This is a genomic window from Hoeflea sp. IMCC20628, assembly GCF_001011155.1.
Taxonomy (GTDB): domain Bacteria; phylum Pseudomonadota; class Alphaproteobacteria; order Rhizobiales; family Rhizobiaceae; genus Hoeflea.
The window spans coordinates 4221238-4237419 of record NZ_CP011479.1; the positions used below are offsets into that span (position 1 = coordinate 4221238).

At 56.9% G+C, this 16182-nt stretch carries 12 protein-coding genes, 1 tRNA gene and 1 pseudogene; 5 read left to right on the forward strand and 9 right to left on the reverse strand.

The window, feature by feature from the left end; translation table 11 throughout:
* Positions 1–81 precede the first annotated feature (81 nt).
* The 4 genes from IMCC20628_RS19775 to IMCC20628_RS24410 form a co-directional block, all read right to left on the reverse strand.
* On the reverse strand, positions 82–837 hold the full coding sequence (locus IMCC20628_RS19775; protein WP_047031622.1) for an ABC transporter permease: 756 nt from the start codon (positions 835–837) through the stop codon (positions 82–84).
* Positions 838–844: 7 nt separating this feature from the next.
* Complete coding sequence (locus IMCC20628_RS19780) at positions 845–1603, reverse strand: ABC transporter permease subunit (RefSeq protein ID WP_047031623.1); 759 nt, start codon at positions 1601–1603, stop codon at positions 845–847.
* The gene (locus IMCC20628_RS19785) at positions 1600–2370 is read right to left on the reverse strand and encodes an ABC transporter ATP-binding protein (protein WP_245307830.1); all 771 of its coding nucleotides are present in this window, start codon (positions 2368–2370) and stop codon (positions 1600–1602) included. Before IMCC20628_RS19785 ends, IMCC20628_RS19780 begins: the two co-directional genes overlap by 4 nt.
* A gap of 67 nt (positions 2371–2437) precedes the next feature.
* A complete protein-coding gene (locus IMCC20628_RS24410; protein WP_082128247.1) occupies positions 2438–3388 on the reverse strand; it encodes an ABC transporter substrate-binding protein in 951 nt (316 codons plus the stop codon).
* A gap of 758 nt (positions 3389–4146) precedes the next feature.
* On the opposite strand from IMCC20628_RS24410, the gene IMCC20628_RS19795 reads away from it, so the two are divergent.
* Positions 4147–5556 (forward strand): DHA2 family efflux MFS transporter permease subunit, encoded by a 1410-nt coding sequence (locus IMCC20628_RS19795; RefSeq protein WP_047031625.1) that lies wholly within the window; start codon positions 4147–4149, stop codon positions 5554–5556.
* 78 nt (positions 5557–5634) lie between these two features.
* Here IMCC20628_RS19795 and IMCC20628_RS19800 read toward each other — a convergent pair.
* Positions 5635–5808 (reverse strand): annotated as a pseudogene (locus IMCC20628_RS19800) (IS110 family transposase); the annotation flags it as partial.
* Between the two features lie 730 nt (positions 5809–6538).
* Here IMCC20628_RS19800 and IMCC20628_RS19805 point away from each other — a divergent pair.
* Positions 6539–7699, forward strand: coding sequence for a DUF3102 domain-containing protein (locus IMCC20628_RS19805; RefSeq protein WP_156174591.1), 1161 nt, complete (start codon positions 6539–6541; stop codon positions 7697–7699).
* A 108-nt stretch (positions 7700–7807) separates the two neighbouring features.
* Here IMCC20628_RS19805 and IMCC20628_RS19810 read toward each other — a convergent pair whose 3' ends face one another.
* Together IMCC20628_RS19810 and IMCC20628_RS19815 are read right to left on the reverse strand one after the other, a co-directional pair.
* Positions 7808–9664 carry a hypothetical protein gene (locus IMCC20628_RS19810; protein ID WP_156174592.1) on the reverse strand — a complete coding sequence of 619 codons (1857 nt, stop codon included), beginning with the start codon at positions 9662–9664 and terminating at the stop codon, positions 7808–7810.
* A gap of 91 nt (positions 9665–9755) precedes the next feature.
* Positions 9756–9845 (reverse strand) — tRNA-Ser (locus IMCC20628_RS19815).
* 417 nt (positions 9846–10262) lie between these two features.
* On the opposite strand from IMCC20628_RS19815, the gene IMCC20628_RS19820 reads away from it, so the two are divergent.
* The 3 genes from IMCC20628_RS19820 to IMCC20628_RS19830 all read left to right on the forward strand — a co-directional run bounded on the left by IMCC20628_RS19820 (position 10263) and on the right by IMCC20628_RS19830 (position 12587).
* The gene (locus IMCC20628_RS19820; RefSeq protein WP_047031629.1) at positions 10263–10580 is read left to right on the forward strand and encodes a hypothetical protein; all 318 of its coding nucleotides are present in this window, start codon (positions 10263–10265) and stop codon (positions 10578–10580) included.
* Positions 10581–10842: 262 nt separating this feature from the next.
* Positions 10843–11835: a BMP family ABC transporter substrate-binding protein gene (locus IMCC20628_RS19825; protein ID WP_047031630.1), complete on the forward strand. Its 993-nt coding sequence runs from the start codon at positions 10843–10845 to the stop codon at positions 11833–11835.
* Positions 11836–11963: 128 nt separating this feature from the next.
* Positions 11964–12587 (forward strand): ribonuclease D, encoded by a 624-nt coding sequence (locus IMCC20628_RS19830; RefSeq protein WP_047031631.1) that lies wholly within the window; start codon positions 11964–11966, stop codon positions 12585–12587.
* A 1098-nt stretch (positions 12588–13685) separates the two neighbouring features.
* Here IMCC20628_RS19830 and rpsA read toward each other — a convergent pair.
* Together rpsA and cmk are read right to left on the reverse strand one after the other, a co-directional pair.
* Entirely contained in the window at positions 13686–15392 is a 1707-nt protein-coding gene (gene rpsA / locus IMCC20628_RS19840; RefSeq protein ID WP_047031633.1) for a 30S ribosomal protein S1, read from the reverse strand.
* A 138-nt stretch (positions 15393–15530) separates the two neighbouring features.
* Entirely contained in the window at positions 15531–16178 is a 648-nt protein-coding gene (gene cmk, locus IMCC20628_RS19845) for a (d)CMP kinase (RefSeq protein ID WP_047031634.1), read from the reverse strand.
* Positions 16179–16182 lie beyond the last annotated feature (4 nt).

Consider the following 16182-nt stretch of genomic DNA (forward strand, 5'->3'; position numbering starts at 1 on the left):
TATTGGCATCGGGGATTGAAAGCGATTATGGGGCCGAGGCAGTAGGTCGGCATTTCTGCCCGTAGCCGAAGCCCAAGTGTTCTACTGCCGATAGCTCAACAAGCGTCTTTCGGCGAATTGCAGCACTGAATTGCTAATCATACCAATTACGGCCAGCAGACAGAGCCCGGCGAACAACCCCGCCATGTCGAAGGTGCGCGAGGCGAGAACGACCAGGCTGCCAAGCCCGACCTGGCCCGTAAGCATGTTGGTAATCACAACCAGAACCAGCGAAATTACCATCGACAGGCGCATGCCAGCGATGATGTCCGGCGTGGCATTCGGGAGGGCGATCTTCCAGACGAAAGCCAGAGGCGACATTTCCAGCGCAGCGCCGACCTCTTTGAGGCGGGGTTCGATCGCCGAAAATCCATGCACGGTCGCCAGCAATGCCGGCCAGATCGCGCCGAAAATCACAACGATCAAAGACATCTCCCGGCTCAGGCCAAAGATAGCGACAGCTACCGGAATAATCGCTGCTGGCGGCATCGGGCGAAAGATTTCAAGCACTGGACCAAGCGACAGCCGGGCCAGTGGCCAGACGCCGATAATGCTGCCCAACACCACGCCTAGCAAGCTGCACAGGAACCAACCAACCAACATAGCGACGACAGTGTGGGTGGTCTGCTCCAGCAATGTCCCGCTGACGAATCCGGTGGACAGCGATTGCCAGACCGAAACCGGGCTTGGCAGGAACACTCTCGGTACCAGTTGCGCAGCGGTTACGCCGTACCAGATAACGATCAACGATCCAATAGAAATTGTGTTGATAGCAAGACCCTTGATGACGTCTCTCATGTGACCCTCAATTCGAATTTAGGCGGAGTGTGAAAGCATATCGCTCCAACGCCATGAAGGCCCAGTTCAGGCACCAACCCATGAATGTAATTACCACCAAGTAGGCCAGCATCCGGTCCGGATGGAATCCTTCTTCGGCGATCATCATGCGATGGCCGAGTCCCCAGGGGTTGGATACCAATTCGACCGTCACCGCGATCAACAGCGCGATAGCGGCGGCGAAACGCAGCATGACGATCAGGCGTGGCCGCACAGAGGGCAGGACGATTTTCCACACACGGGCAAACCAGCTCAGCTCCAGCACATCGGCGACCTCAAGCAGCCGAGAATCTACGGCGCGTACCGCACTCTGGGTTAAGATGATACAGGGCCAAATCACGGCAAAGATGATTACGTAGACTTCCATCGCCAAGCCGAGACCGAAGGTAATGGTCATTAGCGGCACCAGCGCGATTGCAGGCAGGGGCCGCAGCACCTCAACCGGCCCCCGGATTGCCAGTGCAACCGGACGTGCCAGGCCACTGACTAGGCCTATGAAGGTTCCCAGGAAGCTACCTAACGCGAGCCCCAGAAGGGTCGCAGTCAGGGTCTCTTTCGCCGCCACAAGCACCTTTCCGTTCAGGATCAGGCGCCAAAGTTCGGCGAGCACCATGCTTGGCGGCGCCAAAGTGTCTGACTCGACATGGTTCACACCCAATGCCCATTCCCAGCCACCAACCAGGACCGCAAGCACTATGAAAGGGCGATAGTTGAAGCTGTGCCTCATCCCTGGTGTCCGTCGTGGGTCAGGCTGAACAATTCGCGCCGCATATGGAGGAAGATTACGTCTTCCTTGGTGGCAAGTTGATCGCGTGGGTAAGGCAATGTGACTTCGACCAACCGGCCAAGGCGCCCGGGATTGGACTGCAACGCCACGATCTGACTACCGAGATAAAGCGCCTCGTCAAGGTCATGCGTGACGAACAGTACGGTAATGGCGCTCTTTTCTTGAATCCTCAAAAGTTCGTCCTGCAGCACCGCGCGCGTCATCGCGTCGAGCGCGCCAAAGGGCTCATCCATCAGTAAAATCGAGGGCTCTTGTGCCAGACATCGAGCGATCTGCAACCGTTGCTGCATGCCACCTGAAAGTTGCGCGGGGAATTTGTCCGCATGATTGGGAAGACCCACCAGTTCGAGCATGGCTTCGATACGGTCGCGGCGTTCGGCGCGCGGCACCTGGGCGGCTTCCAGCGCGAGCGAGACATTTTCATACGCGGTGCGCCAAGGCAGGAGGGCACGCTGGTAGTCCTGAAACACGACGGCGACATCACGACTGGGGCGGGTGCGAACCTCGCCAGCGACTCGAATGTCACCTTTGGTGGCGCGGATAAAGCCCGCGACCAGCCGCAACAACGTGGTCTTTCCGCAACCCGAGGGGCCGATCACACAGCTTATGGTTCCAGCCTCGATGGTAAAATCGATGTTGGAGAGTATGGGTGTGTCCCCATAGGCGAACCCGACATCATTAAAAGCAATTGACTGAGCAGTCGCCACTTCGTCTTCCTTCCATGACCGTCCACTTATTGCCAAGGGCCGACTAAAGTCGGCCCTTGCTGTAGTGTTAGGGTTTTTTCCATACAACAACATCAGCATCGAGCGGTTTGGTGGCCAAACCGAGGCTGATCATGACTGTGTTGAGTTGTTCTATGTATTTAGCTGTATCGGGGCTGCAGAAGTTCTGCTTCCCTGCCGCACTGATGAACTCTACATCCTGCTCAAGCGCTTCGGCGGTATTCGCGATCGATTTTTCGGGATTTTCGGACGCGAATTTCACACCTTCGGCCAGACCGGCAATAAAGCTCGCCGTGGCCTCTGGATGAGCATCGGCCCAGGAACGCTTGGCGAAGTAGAATGAATCCGGCACGCTAAGCTCGGTGTCGTTCAGATTTGAAAAGACTTTGCCCAGCCCTGCCTTAACGATACGAGCCATATAGGGCTCCGACGTCACCACGGCATCGACAGTTGTGCCGCGCAGGATATCGGCCTGCTGTGGGTATTTGACCTCCACGTAAGTGACTGAGTTCGGATCCACGCCCTTTTCGCGCAGCCATTCCATGAAGGCAACGTGGGTCCCGCCATGGACTCCTGGCACCGCCACCCTTTTGCCGACGAAATCAGCCGGCGAATTGATGACCGCGCCATTGCGCGGGATCACACCCAGTACATCATTGCCCGGTCCGAAAGTGGTCTGGCAGCCTAAGGCGACGTAATCGAGACCGTTTTGTACAGCGCCGAAGAAGACGCCGGTGGCGGCGGAGCCAATTTCAGCCTGGTCCGCTTGAACTGCAGCGACCACGCCAACAGAGTTAGACTGCAGCAAGAGCGTGGTGTCGAGGCCGCCCTTGGCGAAGTATCCCTCGTAGTGTCCATTGAAGAAACCGGCCACGGCGGCGGTTGGGGTGAAGGCTACGGCGGCCTTGACGTTTTCGGCAAGCGCTGGTGCGGCAGAAAGTGCAATCACTGCCGCCCAAAGCGCACACCCGGACATTCCAGTGCGGTATTTACTCATCATCTACTAACCCTCCCAGATTGCGACCGACTGTTCCGGTCAAATTTATATGCGGCAATCCGGCCGCAGGACGGCGCACCTACTGCTAGGTGAAGGCGTTTTGACGGGGCCCGTGACCCTGTGGTGCTGGTGATCGCCGCGCGCGCCGACAGAGACGATGCCGCAGATTATCGCGGTAGCAGTCTTGGGCGTCGCAAGGAAGGACGGTCACGTCGCAGCATGGGATTTGTAGACGGTCGTCGAGAATTTGAGTGGCGCGATCGGCCCGGATGCAGATGAGATAGAGTTTCAACATGTGATGATCCGTGATCCACATTAGGGAATCGAGGGCCAAATCCCTGCGCGGCTACGTGCGCCGATGAACAGCTTTTTGTGTATCTTCAGAGTGGGGTATTCTGATCGCATTGAACAGATGGATTATCTAACCAATTAAGGTATTGGTTGAGGAAGAGCGCAGCACCAGAAGCCCCGCTTTTACACTGAGATTTCATCTGAGCGTGATGCACCTCTCGTACAAAAATGATGCTTCGCTTTCTGTGAGGCGCATTGGGCTTTCTCTTTGAATACATTGGCAGGAGGACAGTAAGATACGCGCGCATCGACGAGTTGGTCTAAGCAATTCGTTTGGAACCGCCGATGCATTTTCCGGGTGTAGTGGCGATTGCAAATCAGTTGATTGTATGGACGCAGCCATCTAACGGGGGTTGCATTTTGAGACCAAGTATCGGACTGAGTTATTCTCAGAGTACCAAGCACACCTTATGAACCAGATATCCCCAGACGCACGCCGAATCGCGCTGATCGTGGCTGCTGCATTTTTTATGCAGTTGCTTGACGGCGTCATCATTGTTGTCGCCCTGCCCGAAATGGCACTGTCGCTTGGTGTAAGCACGCTCGACATGAGCGTCGGCGTCACCAGCTACATACTGGCGAGCGCCATTTTCATCCCAGTTGCCGGATGGTTGGCGGACCGTTTTGGGCCACAGCGGATATTCCTGCTCGCCATCATATTGTTCACCCTGGCCTCTGTTGCCTGTGGTCTGGCGCAGAGCCTGCCTCAATTCATCGTCGCCCGTTCTATCCAGGGTATCGGCGGGGCTTTCATGATCCCTGTCGGCCGTCTGATTGTGTTGCGAAATGCCGGCAAGCACGAACTGGTCGACGCCATCGCCCTCATCACTTGGCCGGCGTTGATTGCTCCGGTCATCGGCCCAGCCTTGGGCGGTGCCATAACAACGTACATTTCTTGGCGCTGGAATTTCTTCATCAACATTCCACTTGGCATCATCGGCATTGGTCTGGTGCTGGCTTTCATCCCCAAGAGTCCTGATCGCGACCGACGACCGCTCGACTGGCCCGGTTTCATTCTCACCAGCGTCAGTCTGGGCAGTCTGCTCTATGGCCTGGAGCTTTTTGTGCATGCGAACGGCAACTACGTTCAGCCGATTTCGCTGTGCCTGCTGGGCTTGCTGACCGGCGCCTCCGCGATCCGCCACCTTTCCCGAACAAAGGTGCCGCTGCTGGACCTGAATACCTTCCGGCGTCGCACCTTTGCCATTTCCAACCTCTTTGCCGGCGGCTATGCTCGCATATCAATCAACGCAACCCCATTTCTGCTGCCTCTACTGTTCCAGATCAGCTTTGGGCTAGATCCATTGCAGGCGGGCGGACTGACCATCGCCTATTTTGCCGGCAATTTGGCAATGAAAACGGTCACGACGCGGATCCTTCGCCGCTTCGGATTTCGCCTTGTGCTGGTAGTCAATGGCGTTCTCAGCGCAATCTTCATCGCTGCTTGCGGCGCGCTGATGCCAGACACCCCATATGGCCTGGTGCTGGGTATCCTGTTCTGCGCGGGCCTTACCCGTTCGATGCAGTTGACAGCTCTCAACACGATTGCCTTTGCCGATGTCGAACCTGCTGAGCGCAGTTCCGCTTCGACACTGTCAAGCATGTTGCAGCAGGTTTCGATGGTCCTCGGTGTGGCACTCGCCGCGCTACTACTTAATGCCTCGCAGGCTTTTGGTGCGCGCCAATCACTGGCTCTTGTCGATTTCCAGATCGCCTTTGCCGCCATCGCCATTCTGGCGCTGATTTCCGCCGGACTGATGCTGCGTTTGCCGGCAGATGCTGGCTCGGCCGTGTCCGGGCACGGGAAAACAGCACGCTAAGTGTCGAGGTCGCGCATTAATAAATCCCCAACATGAGCTTGCATTTGGGGATAAAGCTCATCCCTTGGTCATTTTGTAATGGCTTGTGGAACAGGCTTCCATGCCAACGAGGCAAGGATTAAGCCGAGCGAAGAACGGCAACACATGAGCGCGGCGCAATGGCGAGTTGAAAACGACCTCGTCACTTTCCGTTTTCCCGTGAACCTGAAAAATGGTCTTGGCCAGGTCGGCTGCGATTGTTGTAACTTGCATGGGATGGCTCCTCTCGTTTTGCAGATTTTGACAACTACAAGTATAACGCATCGTGACGTCGGTTGGAGCAGGAGCCATCCACCCCATCAACAATGCGGCAGCTGCGGTGCAGCATTTGATAAGGTGACGAAGGTCGGCAAAGGGCCGGAAGCGTCGCCGATATCGGTGCAAGTTAAGGTCCGCTTTGCGGACTGGCATTCGGCAGTCGGCCACACTCTTATCATTTGCACACTGAAAACAGCAGTCGCTTCCGAACTCCCAGTGTTCCCAATCATGATTTTTTGTGGCGTCGGTGTTCAATCTCGGAAAACCTAGCCGAAGGCGCGTAGGCGCAGCGCTGCATTAATAATGGGCAGCCAAATCGCTCTGGGCCGTACTCTCCAAGAGAGCCGCCATGTCACAACCAATTTCCGTCAACTCGATTATTGACGACAGAGTGAGTCCATCACTGTCCGCAAAAGAACATTGGCTCGATAGAGAGATTTCCCCATTGCTTCGGAACACAAGAAAGAGCCTTTTCGGGCATTACCGAGGGAGTTATATGACGATCCATATTGCAGAAGAAAAAGATGTAAAAATATTTTCTTAGGCTAATTCAAACCTTATATTGTCGTGTTAAAAAGTACTAATTTCAACATTATTCAAAAATGTCAATTTGCAATAAACTATATTTTGAAGTATAATGGGTATATCTACAGTATTGTAGTGTCAACTGTAACCGGAGTAAAAAATGACATCTTTAAACAGAAAAGTACAACGCGCAGCCACTGCTAAGCAGACGAAGAAATCACGTGCGGAAACCAACGCCGTCGCGAAAAAGAAAGTGCGCGCAGCACGGGCACCGCAGGAAAATGACGAGCCGCTTTCGCCAGAAGCCGAAGCGCGCCTGTCTGAGCTCGCAAAGCAAATCGCGACATTGCATCGCAAGTCGACCTCACAGGTGTTTGAACTTGGTCAGTGCCTGGCTGAAGCAAAATCGGTTCAGCCTCAAAAACGCTTCGGTCGCTGGCTGAAAGAAAATAGCGGCTATAGCGTCCGTTCGGCCTGGAGTTTCATCTCCGTCCACGATCGGCTTGCTGATCACCGCGAACGACTTGAACAGCATGCCGTTGCAACGACAGCGCTCTTCGAACTGGCGAAAGGCGAGCCAGATCAGATTGAGGACGTCATCAAGCAATTTGACGAAGGCAAGAGCCTCAAGTCTATGGAAATCAAGACGCTCATCGGCGGCAAAAAGGACGAGACTGAAGAGAATGCCGATCCAAGGCAGATGGGCGGAAAATCCGGACTTCAAAAAATGGCTGCTACCAAACTGAAGATGAGTACGGCGGAGATGAACCGACTCATCGCTGCTGTCCTCGTCGGAGTGGAAGAAGCTATTGCGCGTCACGAGAGCGGAAAGCGAATCGTCATGGCGGCGCTGGCAGCTGATGTCGAAATCAATGCACGACATGCATCCGATCTATTCAAAGACATCGTGGCTCCTTTAGTGCCAGTTCAGCACATGCCGAAAGCGAATCTTGAACATGAAAGTATTGGCCTTGAGACAGGCTGGGGCGCAGTTCAGCACAGCCTCTATCGCCTCGGTGGTGTTGGATCATGGCCAGTCCGCGACGAGATGGAAAAATGGGTCATCGACGTCGCACACCCTGCACTTCGTTTTGCGGTGCATGGCGAACCCTATGTTGTCAGTGCAAAACCAGCTGGAGTTATTGTCGCCGAGGTCGCAAAAGCAGACAGCGACGTCACGAAAAATGATCATACTATGGTCGAGAAGGAAACCGACGTTGATGAGACAACACCAAACGTGTCTGACGCCGAGTTGGATGCAACGCTCGACGGTCTTATGGCTGCCAGCAAAACAACCGCTGAAGCACGCATGTCACGATAACGCGGGACAGCCGTTCAGCGTTTGCGTTACTCAATGCCTGACAATAACACCTACCAAAGCCCCGTTGGTCCACAGCGGGGCTTTGGTCTTTCTGTTCACAGAGGCTTTTTATCTGTCTTTGGCCTGTCGCCGTGTTTTTGCAAGCTGATCAAAATCCAGGCCACGGAACATGGAGAAATCAATCTTTGGATTGAGCGGCATCTTGGCGAACATCTCGGCTTCGGACTCAGTCAGCGTTTTCCAACCATATTTGTTGTGATCATCGCCGCCGAGCGCATGCCCGGCCTGCATCCGCCGTTCCCGTTCGCCGATCTCCTTGTCTTTACGAGCTTCCGTAATGTAATCGCCGCGTAGGGATTGGAACCGTTCACCTCGCGAGTCCTTGATGCCCGCCTTGTCGTAAAGGCGTCGCATATAAGTCGACGCCGATTTTGCCGGATCAGCGAGTTTCATAAGCTGAGGAAACAGGAACTGGTCGCCTTGTCTCCGGGCCCATTCGACATAACCGATTTCGATCAGAAAATTATGAAGTACAAAATACCGACCGCTTTCCGTCGTTTTGATCGGTCGTCGGACCCACTTCCCACCGACCATTACAATTCCCTCCACCTCTGCTACGCAGATTCCGTCGAACTTATCCGTGATGTCGTTCCCGATCAGATGAGTGAGCAAACCTAAACGACGGCTAGTCAGCAACCCCAGCAGAGGCAACATGACATCATCGATGTAAGGCGATTGAACACATGTCTGGAAGAGCCTTGTCAGCTTCTTGGTTGATATCGGCTCCGCGGAAATCGCATCCAGGGCATCTTTGGAATATTTGAGCGCTACGTTCTTGACTGGATTGTCGAAGGAATGTTGCGCGGCAGCATAGCTGAACACGGGCTTGATGACCCCCATATATCCATTCTGCAATGTATTCTTGGCAATCCGCCCCTTGCTAAAGCCTCGGTTGCTGTCGATAACCTCTCTTGCTGTAAGGTGTGAAGGCCGGTCCTTGTCTCTTGGGGGCCAGAATTTCATGAGATTGATGAACGCTTGAAGATCGGTTGGCGTGTACCTATCGATCGGATGATCGCCGATCAATTCCACAAATAGACTCAAACGCATCTCCGCCGTCTTGATGTCTTTGCTGGCCTTTACCATGGCGTTGACCCGTTGCGCGAGATACTGACTTGCAGCAGTGCTGAACAATGGTTTGTCGGACAGATCGCGTTCCACATATCGCCGATCCTTGTCGGCCTCCGTTTCAACATTGGCACTGACAAGCCCGACCCTCGCACTGATCTTGCCTTTCGAAGGCGAGCCGCTCTCAGGTGACAACGTCAAAAGAGATGCGGGATCATCGTTGGCTCTCTCGACCAATCGTCTGGCCAGCAGTTCGGCGTGATCTCCGAGCTCCTTGTTATACGCTTCGCCTGCATCCTTGCGCGCCTTCTCTTGCGCAATCCGCACAAGCCCCCGCATCATCGCGAAGTTGCTTTCCTCTTCAGCAGTTGGCGGAGGAGGAGGTTTGCTAATGTCATAGAGAGCGGATTTGAGGCCCATCGTCACGGCCTGCCACGCCCGGGTGCCTTTGTCATCCTCATCGATTCCATCGAAGTCGCCACCAAGCATGTCTTCCATCAGCGGCCAGAACCCGGTCTCGTCATCATTCGCTTTGGACATCGCAATCTCGATCCGTTCAAATTTCTCACGTGCGATCGCGGCCAGCTTGTCGGCAATCCTGCGGGCTTCCGGTTTCGGTATAACGCCGAGGCCAATCCGGATGGGACGCTTCACGTCGCCAGCGATCGTTTTGGGCAGTCGCATCTGAAACATATAGGCCGAACCGGTTTTAATCAGGTAAAGGCCCGGCGACGAGCGTGGGCGACCTGTCCTGCCCTGCTTCGCGGAAATTATTTCCGCGTTTTCGGATGATACTCCCGACGATACATGGAACGATACATTTTGAGTGTCTGCCATTGGAAACGGCCCTTGATTTGGGCGGCCCGTTTCAATTAAAGCTTATCTATCAAAAAGTTAGGAGATTCCGCATTTGGTGCCCCGAAAGGCGTGGCGGAGAGGGTGGGATTCGAACCCACGAGACGGTTCCCCGCCTACACACTTTCCAGGCGTGCGCCTTCGACCACTCGGCCACCTCTCCGCATATCCGTCTGACGGGCAAGTACCCGGCCATGCCGCCCGCTGTCAAGGCGGTCGCCCTGCCGGAAAATTGACTGGCAAAATGCGCCAAAAATTCCCGGTCCGGATCGGGCGGCACTATAGCCAAGACGCTTTGCTTGGCAACCGCTATTTGGCTTGGGTCTCCACATTGTCGGACTTGCGGTGCCGCTCAGCGCAAAATCGCCCTAGGCCAGCCGCAAAAACCGGCCCCGGGTGGTGATTTCCGACGTCCACCGGCTGCCTTGCATGCAATTATACACCCATCCGATGAAGGTGGAGAACTTGCCATTGCGTCAGAGTTGTCCGGGCTTTATGTCACGTAGGCCGCATATTCGCCGCGCATCTCCGCTGTGGCGGCAATCGTGCAGTCGGGGCTCATGTCTTTCCGGAGGGTTGCATGCGATTTATCGCACGGGTGTTCAGCCTGATTTTCCTAGTGTTCGCCGTCATCGCCGGGATGGTCGACGCCATCCAGTCGGTGGCTGCCGGCCAGCCGGTTCTGACGCCAATGATCGAGTCCTGGACGGCCAACAGCCCCGACACACTGGCGCTGGTTGCGGGCATGTTCGACACCTACCTGCCTGGGTGGGTCTGGGATCCGGGTGCAGTCTGGTTGTTGTCGCAACCGGCATTCGCGGTTTTCCTGCTGTTCTCGCTGATCTTCTATCTGATCGGGTATCGCCGCACCAAGCCCGCCGGCCGCTTCGCGGCCTGACCGGCAAATCAGCTCACCCGGACTGAGTGCCCGGCTTTTGCGGCACCGGCTCAGACGAGCCCGGTTTGCAGGCAAGTCAGGTGACGTAACGGCAATCGGTTTCCACTGCGGGCAAGGCAAATCGGCGTTGGATTTTTGCACAAAGCCATGCAAGGATGCGCTCTTCCGGCCCCGCAAAGCCGGCAAAATTCCGCAGGTCTGCCCGCAAGGGCATGCGGGAGGACCCTTAAAGATCAACAAGTAACCTATAGGGCTGCACACAATGAAACGCACGCTTTTGAGCATCCTCGCTATGGCCGCCATGTCCGCGACCGCCATGGCCGCCGACATCAAGCCGGCAATCATCTACGACCTCGGCGGCAAGTTCGACAAATCCTTCAACGAGGCTGCCTATGGTGGCGCCGAGAAATTCAAGACCGAAACCGGCATTGAATATCGCGATTTCGAAATTGCCAATGACGCCCAGCGCGAACAGGCGCTGCGCCGCTTTGCCAAGGACGGCAACAACCCGATCGTCATGGCCGGTTTCTCCTGGGGCTCTGCGCTCGAAAAGATCGCCCCGGAATATCCGGATATCAATTTTGCCATCATCGACATGGTGGTGGACGCGCCAAATGTGCGCTCCGTGGTCTACAAGGAACAGGAAGGCTCCTACCTGGTCGGCGTGATGGCCGCCAAGGCATCCGAGACCGGCACTGTCAGCTTCATCGGCGGCATGGACATTCCGCTGATCCGCAAGTTCGCTTGCGGCTACAAGGGCGGCGTGATGGCCACCAATGCCGACGCCAAGGTTCTTGAAGCCATGACCGGCCCGACACCGGACGCCTGGAATGATCCGGTCAAGGGTGGCGAGATCACCAAGTCGCAGATCGATCAGGGCTCCGACGTGGTCTATGCAGCAGCCGGCGGCACCGGTATCGGTGTGCTTCAGGCTGCGGCTGATGCCGGCAAGCTCGGCATCGGTGTCGATTCCAACCAGAACGGCCTGCAGCCCGGCAAGGTTCTGACCTCCATGGTCAAGCGCGTCGATGTGGCTGTCTACAATGCCTTCATGGATGCCAAGAATGACTCGTTCTCCTATGGCTTCAGCTCGCTGGGTCTCGCCGAAGGCGGCGTTGATTATGCCATGGACGACAACAATGCTCCCTTGGTCTCCGATGAGATGAAGGCCGCAGTGGAAACCGCCAAGGCCGACATCATTTCGGGCAAGGTCACGGTTCACGACTATATGTCCGACAACGCCTGCCCTTACTGAGGCATCTGACGGTCTTCGGGCCGGTTCAACAATTCAAGCGGCCGGGCAACACTTGCCCGGCCGTTTTCTTGCGCAGTCCGGTTTTCTTGCGGTATAGCCCGTTTCACACTCACAGGGATGAATCGAACATGGCTGATATCCGTACCCACAAGGGCGATATTTCCGACGCGGCGATGGCGCTTTACAGCGGCGACATCGCGGTTGACACCGAGACCCTTGGGCTGGTGCCGCGCCGCGACCGGCTTTGCGTCGTGCAGCTGTCGCCCGGTGACGGTTCTGCCGATGTGATCCAGATCGCTGCGGGTCAAACCCGCGCCCCCAATCTGGTGGCCCTGCTTTCCGATCGCACCAAGCGCAAGCTGTTCCACTATGGCCGTTTTGACATTGCCGTGCTGTTCAACGCGCTGGACGTGACATCAACGCCGGTGTTCTGCACCAAGATCGCCTCGCGGCTGACCCGCACCTATACCGACCGTCACGGCCTCAAGGACATCACCAGAGAGCTTCTGGGCGTCGAGCTGTCCAAGCACCAGCAATCGTCTGACTGGGCCGCAGAGACGCTGACAGCGGCACAGCTGGACTATGCGGCTTCCGATGTGCTGCATCTGCATGCACTGACCGAGAAGCTGACCGCCCGGCTGGTCCGCGACGGGCGCGAAGCCCATGCCGAGGCCTGCTTCAAATTCCTGCCCACCCGCGCCAAGCTGGACCTGCTGGGTTGGGGTGAAACCGACATTTTCGCCCATAGCTAAGCGGGTTGAACGGCTCAGCCTGTGTCCGGCAATGCGTGGACATGCAAAAGCAGTCCCGCGCGAAAATTTTCGCCGGGGTGGAGCAGGTAATCAGTCCGGAGGGCCGCACGCGGGCTTTGCCTTACGGAAATGAGTATATGGGTGGCGCAGCGCGCGCGCGGCCCGAATTTCGCCGGATGATGTCCGCATCCGACAGGCGGCACCTCGCATTCCCGGGAGTGGCTTATCCACCAGGCCCCCGCCCGGATTGCTCCGGCCACGATCAGGACAGATCGCGGGAGATGGTTTTCGTGGTCCGGCACGTCTTTCGGGTCAAAAGACCAAAAATCCGCCACAGGCCCGTTCCGGTGTCTCATCCGCAATCCCGCCTGCCCTGGGGCAAGGCATGGATGCTCGACCGGCCCGGTGGCTGGCTTGGCCCGTATGGTGAACCGGCTGCCAGCGGAGCCACGATGGTCACCGCCTCCTTGCGGATGCTGCCGCACGTTACGGCAAAGCCCGAAAGGTATCCCTCCCACCTGAACCGAAGCGTTCGCGATCCATCCGGCAGCGGGAGTACGGTGATGATGTCACGGGTTAGGAGGGTGTGGAAAAGATGGCGGATATCATTGACGGAGTTGGCGCGGCGCTTTTACCGATTGTCGTCATGCCGGACCCCGATCCGGCATCCAGCGGGCGAGCGTCCGCGAGCCGGTAAACTCTTGCGCTCTCACGGTTTTTGGCGGGAACCCCTCCCGCGTCCGCAGAAGCGGACGCAGCGGGATCCCGGATCAAGTCCGGGATGACGGTGGGGAGGGAGTGGCGTTCGATCATAGCTCTTTATCCCCGACAATTCGCGAACCCGATCTCCCCCCTTGGTGGGGGAGAAAGCAAAATCATGACCTTGGCTTTGGCTAAGTCATAGATTTTGCAAGAGAGGGGGCTGGTTTTGGTGTGCGGAATTTCCCCCTCACCTGAAAAATCTATGACTTGGCGCTGCGCACCAAGATCATGATTTTTCTTCCTCTCCCACCAGGGGAGAGGGGAAACGTTGCAAACAAAAAACCCGCCGGATTGCTCCGGCGGGTTCGTGTCTTTCGAAATCAGATCCGAGAAGGATCAGTCTTCGCTGTTCTGCTTCTTCAGGGCTGCGCCCAGAATGTCGCCGAGCGAAGCGCCCGAGTCGGACGAGCCGAACTGTGCGACTGCCTGCTTCTCTTCGGCGATTTCCAGCGCCTTGATCGACAGACCGACCTTGCGGTCCTTCTTGGAGAAGTTGGTCACGCGGGCGTCGACTGTCTGGCCGACCGAGAAACGCTCAGGGCGCTGCTCGTCACGGTCACGCGACAGGTCCGAGCGGCGGATGAACGAAGACAGGTCTTCGTGATCAACCAGAACCACTTCGAGACCGCCGTCGGTGATCGCTGTCACCTTGGCAGAGACGATAGCGTTCTTGCGCAAATCGCCCGAAGCGGCGGCGTCGCCGATCGAGTCCTTGCCAAGCTGCTTGATGCCCAGCGAGATGCGTTCCTTGTCGACATCGACGTCGAGCACGACGGCCTTGACCATGTCGCCCTTGTTGAACTCCTCGATGACCTGTTCGCCTGGACGGTTCCAATCGAGGTCGGAGAGGTGAACCATGCCGTCGACGTCGCCGTCGAGGCCGATGAACAGGCCGAATTCGGTCTTGTTCTTGACTTCGCCTTCGACTTCGGTGCCGGCAGGATGGGTCTGAGCGAACACTTCCCAAGGATTCTCAAGCGTCTGCTTGAGGCCGAGCGAGATGCGGCGCTTGTTCGGGTCGACTTCGAGAACGACCACGTCAACTTCCTGCGTTGTCGACAGGATTTTGCCGGGATGCACGTTCTTCTTGGTCCAGGACATTTCCGAAACGTGGATTAGGCCTTCGATGCCTGGCTCCAGTTCGACGAATGCGCCGTAGTCGGTGATGTTGGTGACAGTACCGGTGATGCGCTTGCCGGCAGGGTACTTGACGCCGATACCATCCCACGGATCGCTTTCCAGCTGCTTCATGCCCAGCGAGATGCGGTGTGTGTCCTGGTTGATCCGGATGATCTGGACCTTGACGGTCTGACCGATCGACAGGATCTCGGACGGATGGTTGACGCGGCGCCATGCCATGTCGGTGACGTGCAGCAGGCCGTCGATGCCGCCAAGATCAACGAACGCACCATAATCGGTGATGTTCTTGACCATGCCTTCAACGGTCTGGCCTTCTTCGAGGTTCTGCACGATTTCCGAACGCTGTTCGGCACGGCTCTCTTCGAGAACGGTACGGCGCGAGACAACGATGTTGCCGCGGCGCTTGTCCATCTTGAGGATTTCGAAAGGCTGCGTGATGTGCATCAGCGGCGAGACGTCGCGGATCGGGCGGATGTCCACCTGGCTGCGCGGCAGGAAGGCCACGGCGCCGTCCAGATCGACGGTGAAGCCGCCCTTGACCTGGTTGAAGATGACACCTTCAACACGCTCCTGCGCATTGAATTTTTCTTCGAGACGGATCCAGCTTTCCTCGCGGCGAGCTTTTTCGCGCGACAGCATGGCTTCGCCCAGCGCATTTTCGATGCGTTCGACATAGACTTCGACTTCGTCGCCGACCTTGAGCGAGCCGTCCTTCGACTTGGCGCCGAATTCCTTCAGCGGCACGCGGCCTTCGACCTTGAGACCGACGTCGATGATGGCGACGTCCTTCTCGATGGCGATGACGATACCCTTGGCGACATAGCCTTCGGCGAGGTCCTGCGTGGCAAGCGATTCGGCAAACAGCGATGCGAATTCGTCTGTCATGGATTCAGTGTTAGGCATGAATTCTCCTGGCGACCGCGTAATCATGGTGCGGTCGGATGCGCCTGGTTGGTGTTGGTCGGACCGGCGATGCCTGTCTGCCCCTGACCTTTACAAGGCGGGACAAATACGGCGCGGGACAAGCTCGCTGGTGTTAGTTCAATGTTCGAGCGCAGCATCCACAAGGATACGGGCGGCTTCGAACGCGGTTTCTATACTCATTTTGGTTGTATCTAGCAAGTGCGCATCCGAAGCCGGGCGAAGCGGCGAATCAGCGCGCTCCGCATCGCGCGCATCCCGCTTGATGATGTCGGCAAGAATCCCGTCCAGATCGGCGCTGCCGCCATTTGCGGTGATTTCGTCGTGGCGGCGGCGAGCGCGGACTTCCGGGCTGGCCGTGACGTAGAATTTGATCAGCGCATTGGGGCACACCACCGTGCCGATATCGCGGCCATCGAGCACCGAACCTGGCGGTGTCGCGGCAAAGACCCGCTGGGCTTCGACCAAGGCGCGGCGCACTTTCGGCATCACCGCCACTTTTGATGCTGCCTCGCCGATCTCATGGGCTGACAGCACCGAACGGTCGAGACGCCCGAGATCGAGCGTGCGGGCGATCTCGGCAGCCATGTCCTCGTCATCGAGCGGCAGGCCGCGATCCAGCAGCGCCTTGGCGGTGGCGCGATAGGTCAGGCCGGTATCAAGGTGACTGAGGCGGTAATGGCTTGCCAGCAGACGCGACAGCGTGCCTTTTCCGGCAGCCGCCGGTCCATCGACCGCAATGACAATCTGCGAAACCTGTTCAGTCATTCCG

Bases quoted from the DNA above. Each gene is read 5' to 3' on its own strand.
- IMCC20628_RS19805 (WP_156174591.1), top strand. From the start codon at position 6,539: ATGACATCTTTAAACAGAAAAGTACAACGCGCAGCCACTGCTAAGCAG.
- IMCC20628_RS19780 (WP_047031623.1), bottom strand. From the start codon at position 1,603: ATGAGGCACAGCTTCAACTATCGCCCTTTCATAGTGCTTGCGGTCCTG.
- IMCC20628_RS19820 (WP_047031629.1), top strand. From the start codon at position 10,263: ATGCGATTTATCGCACGGGTGTTCAGCCTGATTTTCCTAGTGTTCGCC.
- cmk (WP_047031634.1), bottom strand. From the start codon at position 16,178: ATGACTGAACAGGTTTCGCAGATTGTCATTGCGGTCGATGGACCGGCG.
- IMCC20628_RS19810 (WP_156174592.1), bottom strand. From the start codon at position 9,664: ATGGCAGACACTCAAAATGTATCGTTCCATGTATCGTCGGGAGTATCA.
- IMCC20628_RS19825 (WP_047031630.1), top strand. From the start codon at position 10,843: ATGAAACGCACGCTTTTGAGCATCCTCGCTATGGCCGCCATGTCCGCG.
- IMCC20628_RS24410 (WP_082128247.1), bottom strand. From the start codon at position 3,388: ATGATGAGTAAATACCGCACTGGAATGTCCGGGTGTGCGCTTTGGGCG.
- rpsA (WP_047031633.1), bottom strand. From the start codon at position 15,392: ATGCCTAACACTGAATCCATGACAGACGAATTCGCATCGCTGTTTGCC.
- IMCC20628_RS19830 (WP_047031631.1), top strand. From the start codon at position 11,964: ATGGCTGATATCCGTACCCACAAGGGCGATATTTCCGACGCGGCGATG.
- IMCC20628_RS19775 (WP_047031622.1), bottom strand. From the start codon at position 837: ATGAGAGACGTCATCAAGGGTCTTGCTATCAACACAATTTCTATTGGA.
- IMCC20628_RS19795 (WP_047031625.1), top strand. From the start codon at position 4,147: ATGAACCAGATATCCCCAGACGCACGCCGAATCGCGCTGATCGTGGCT.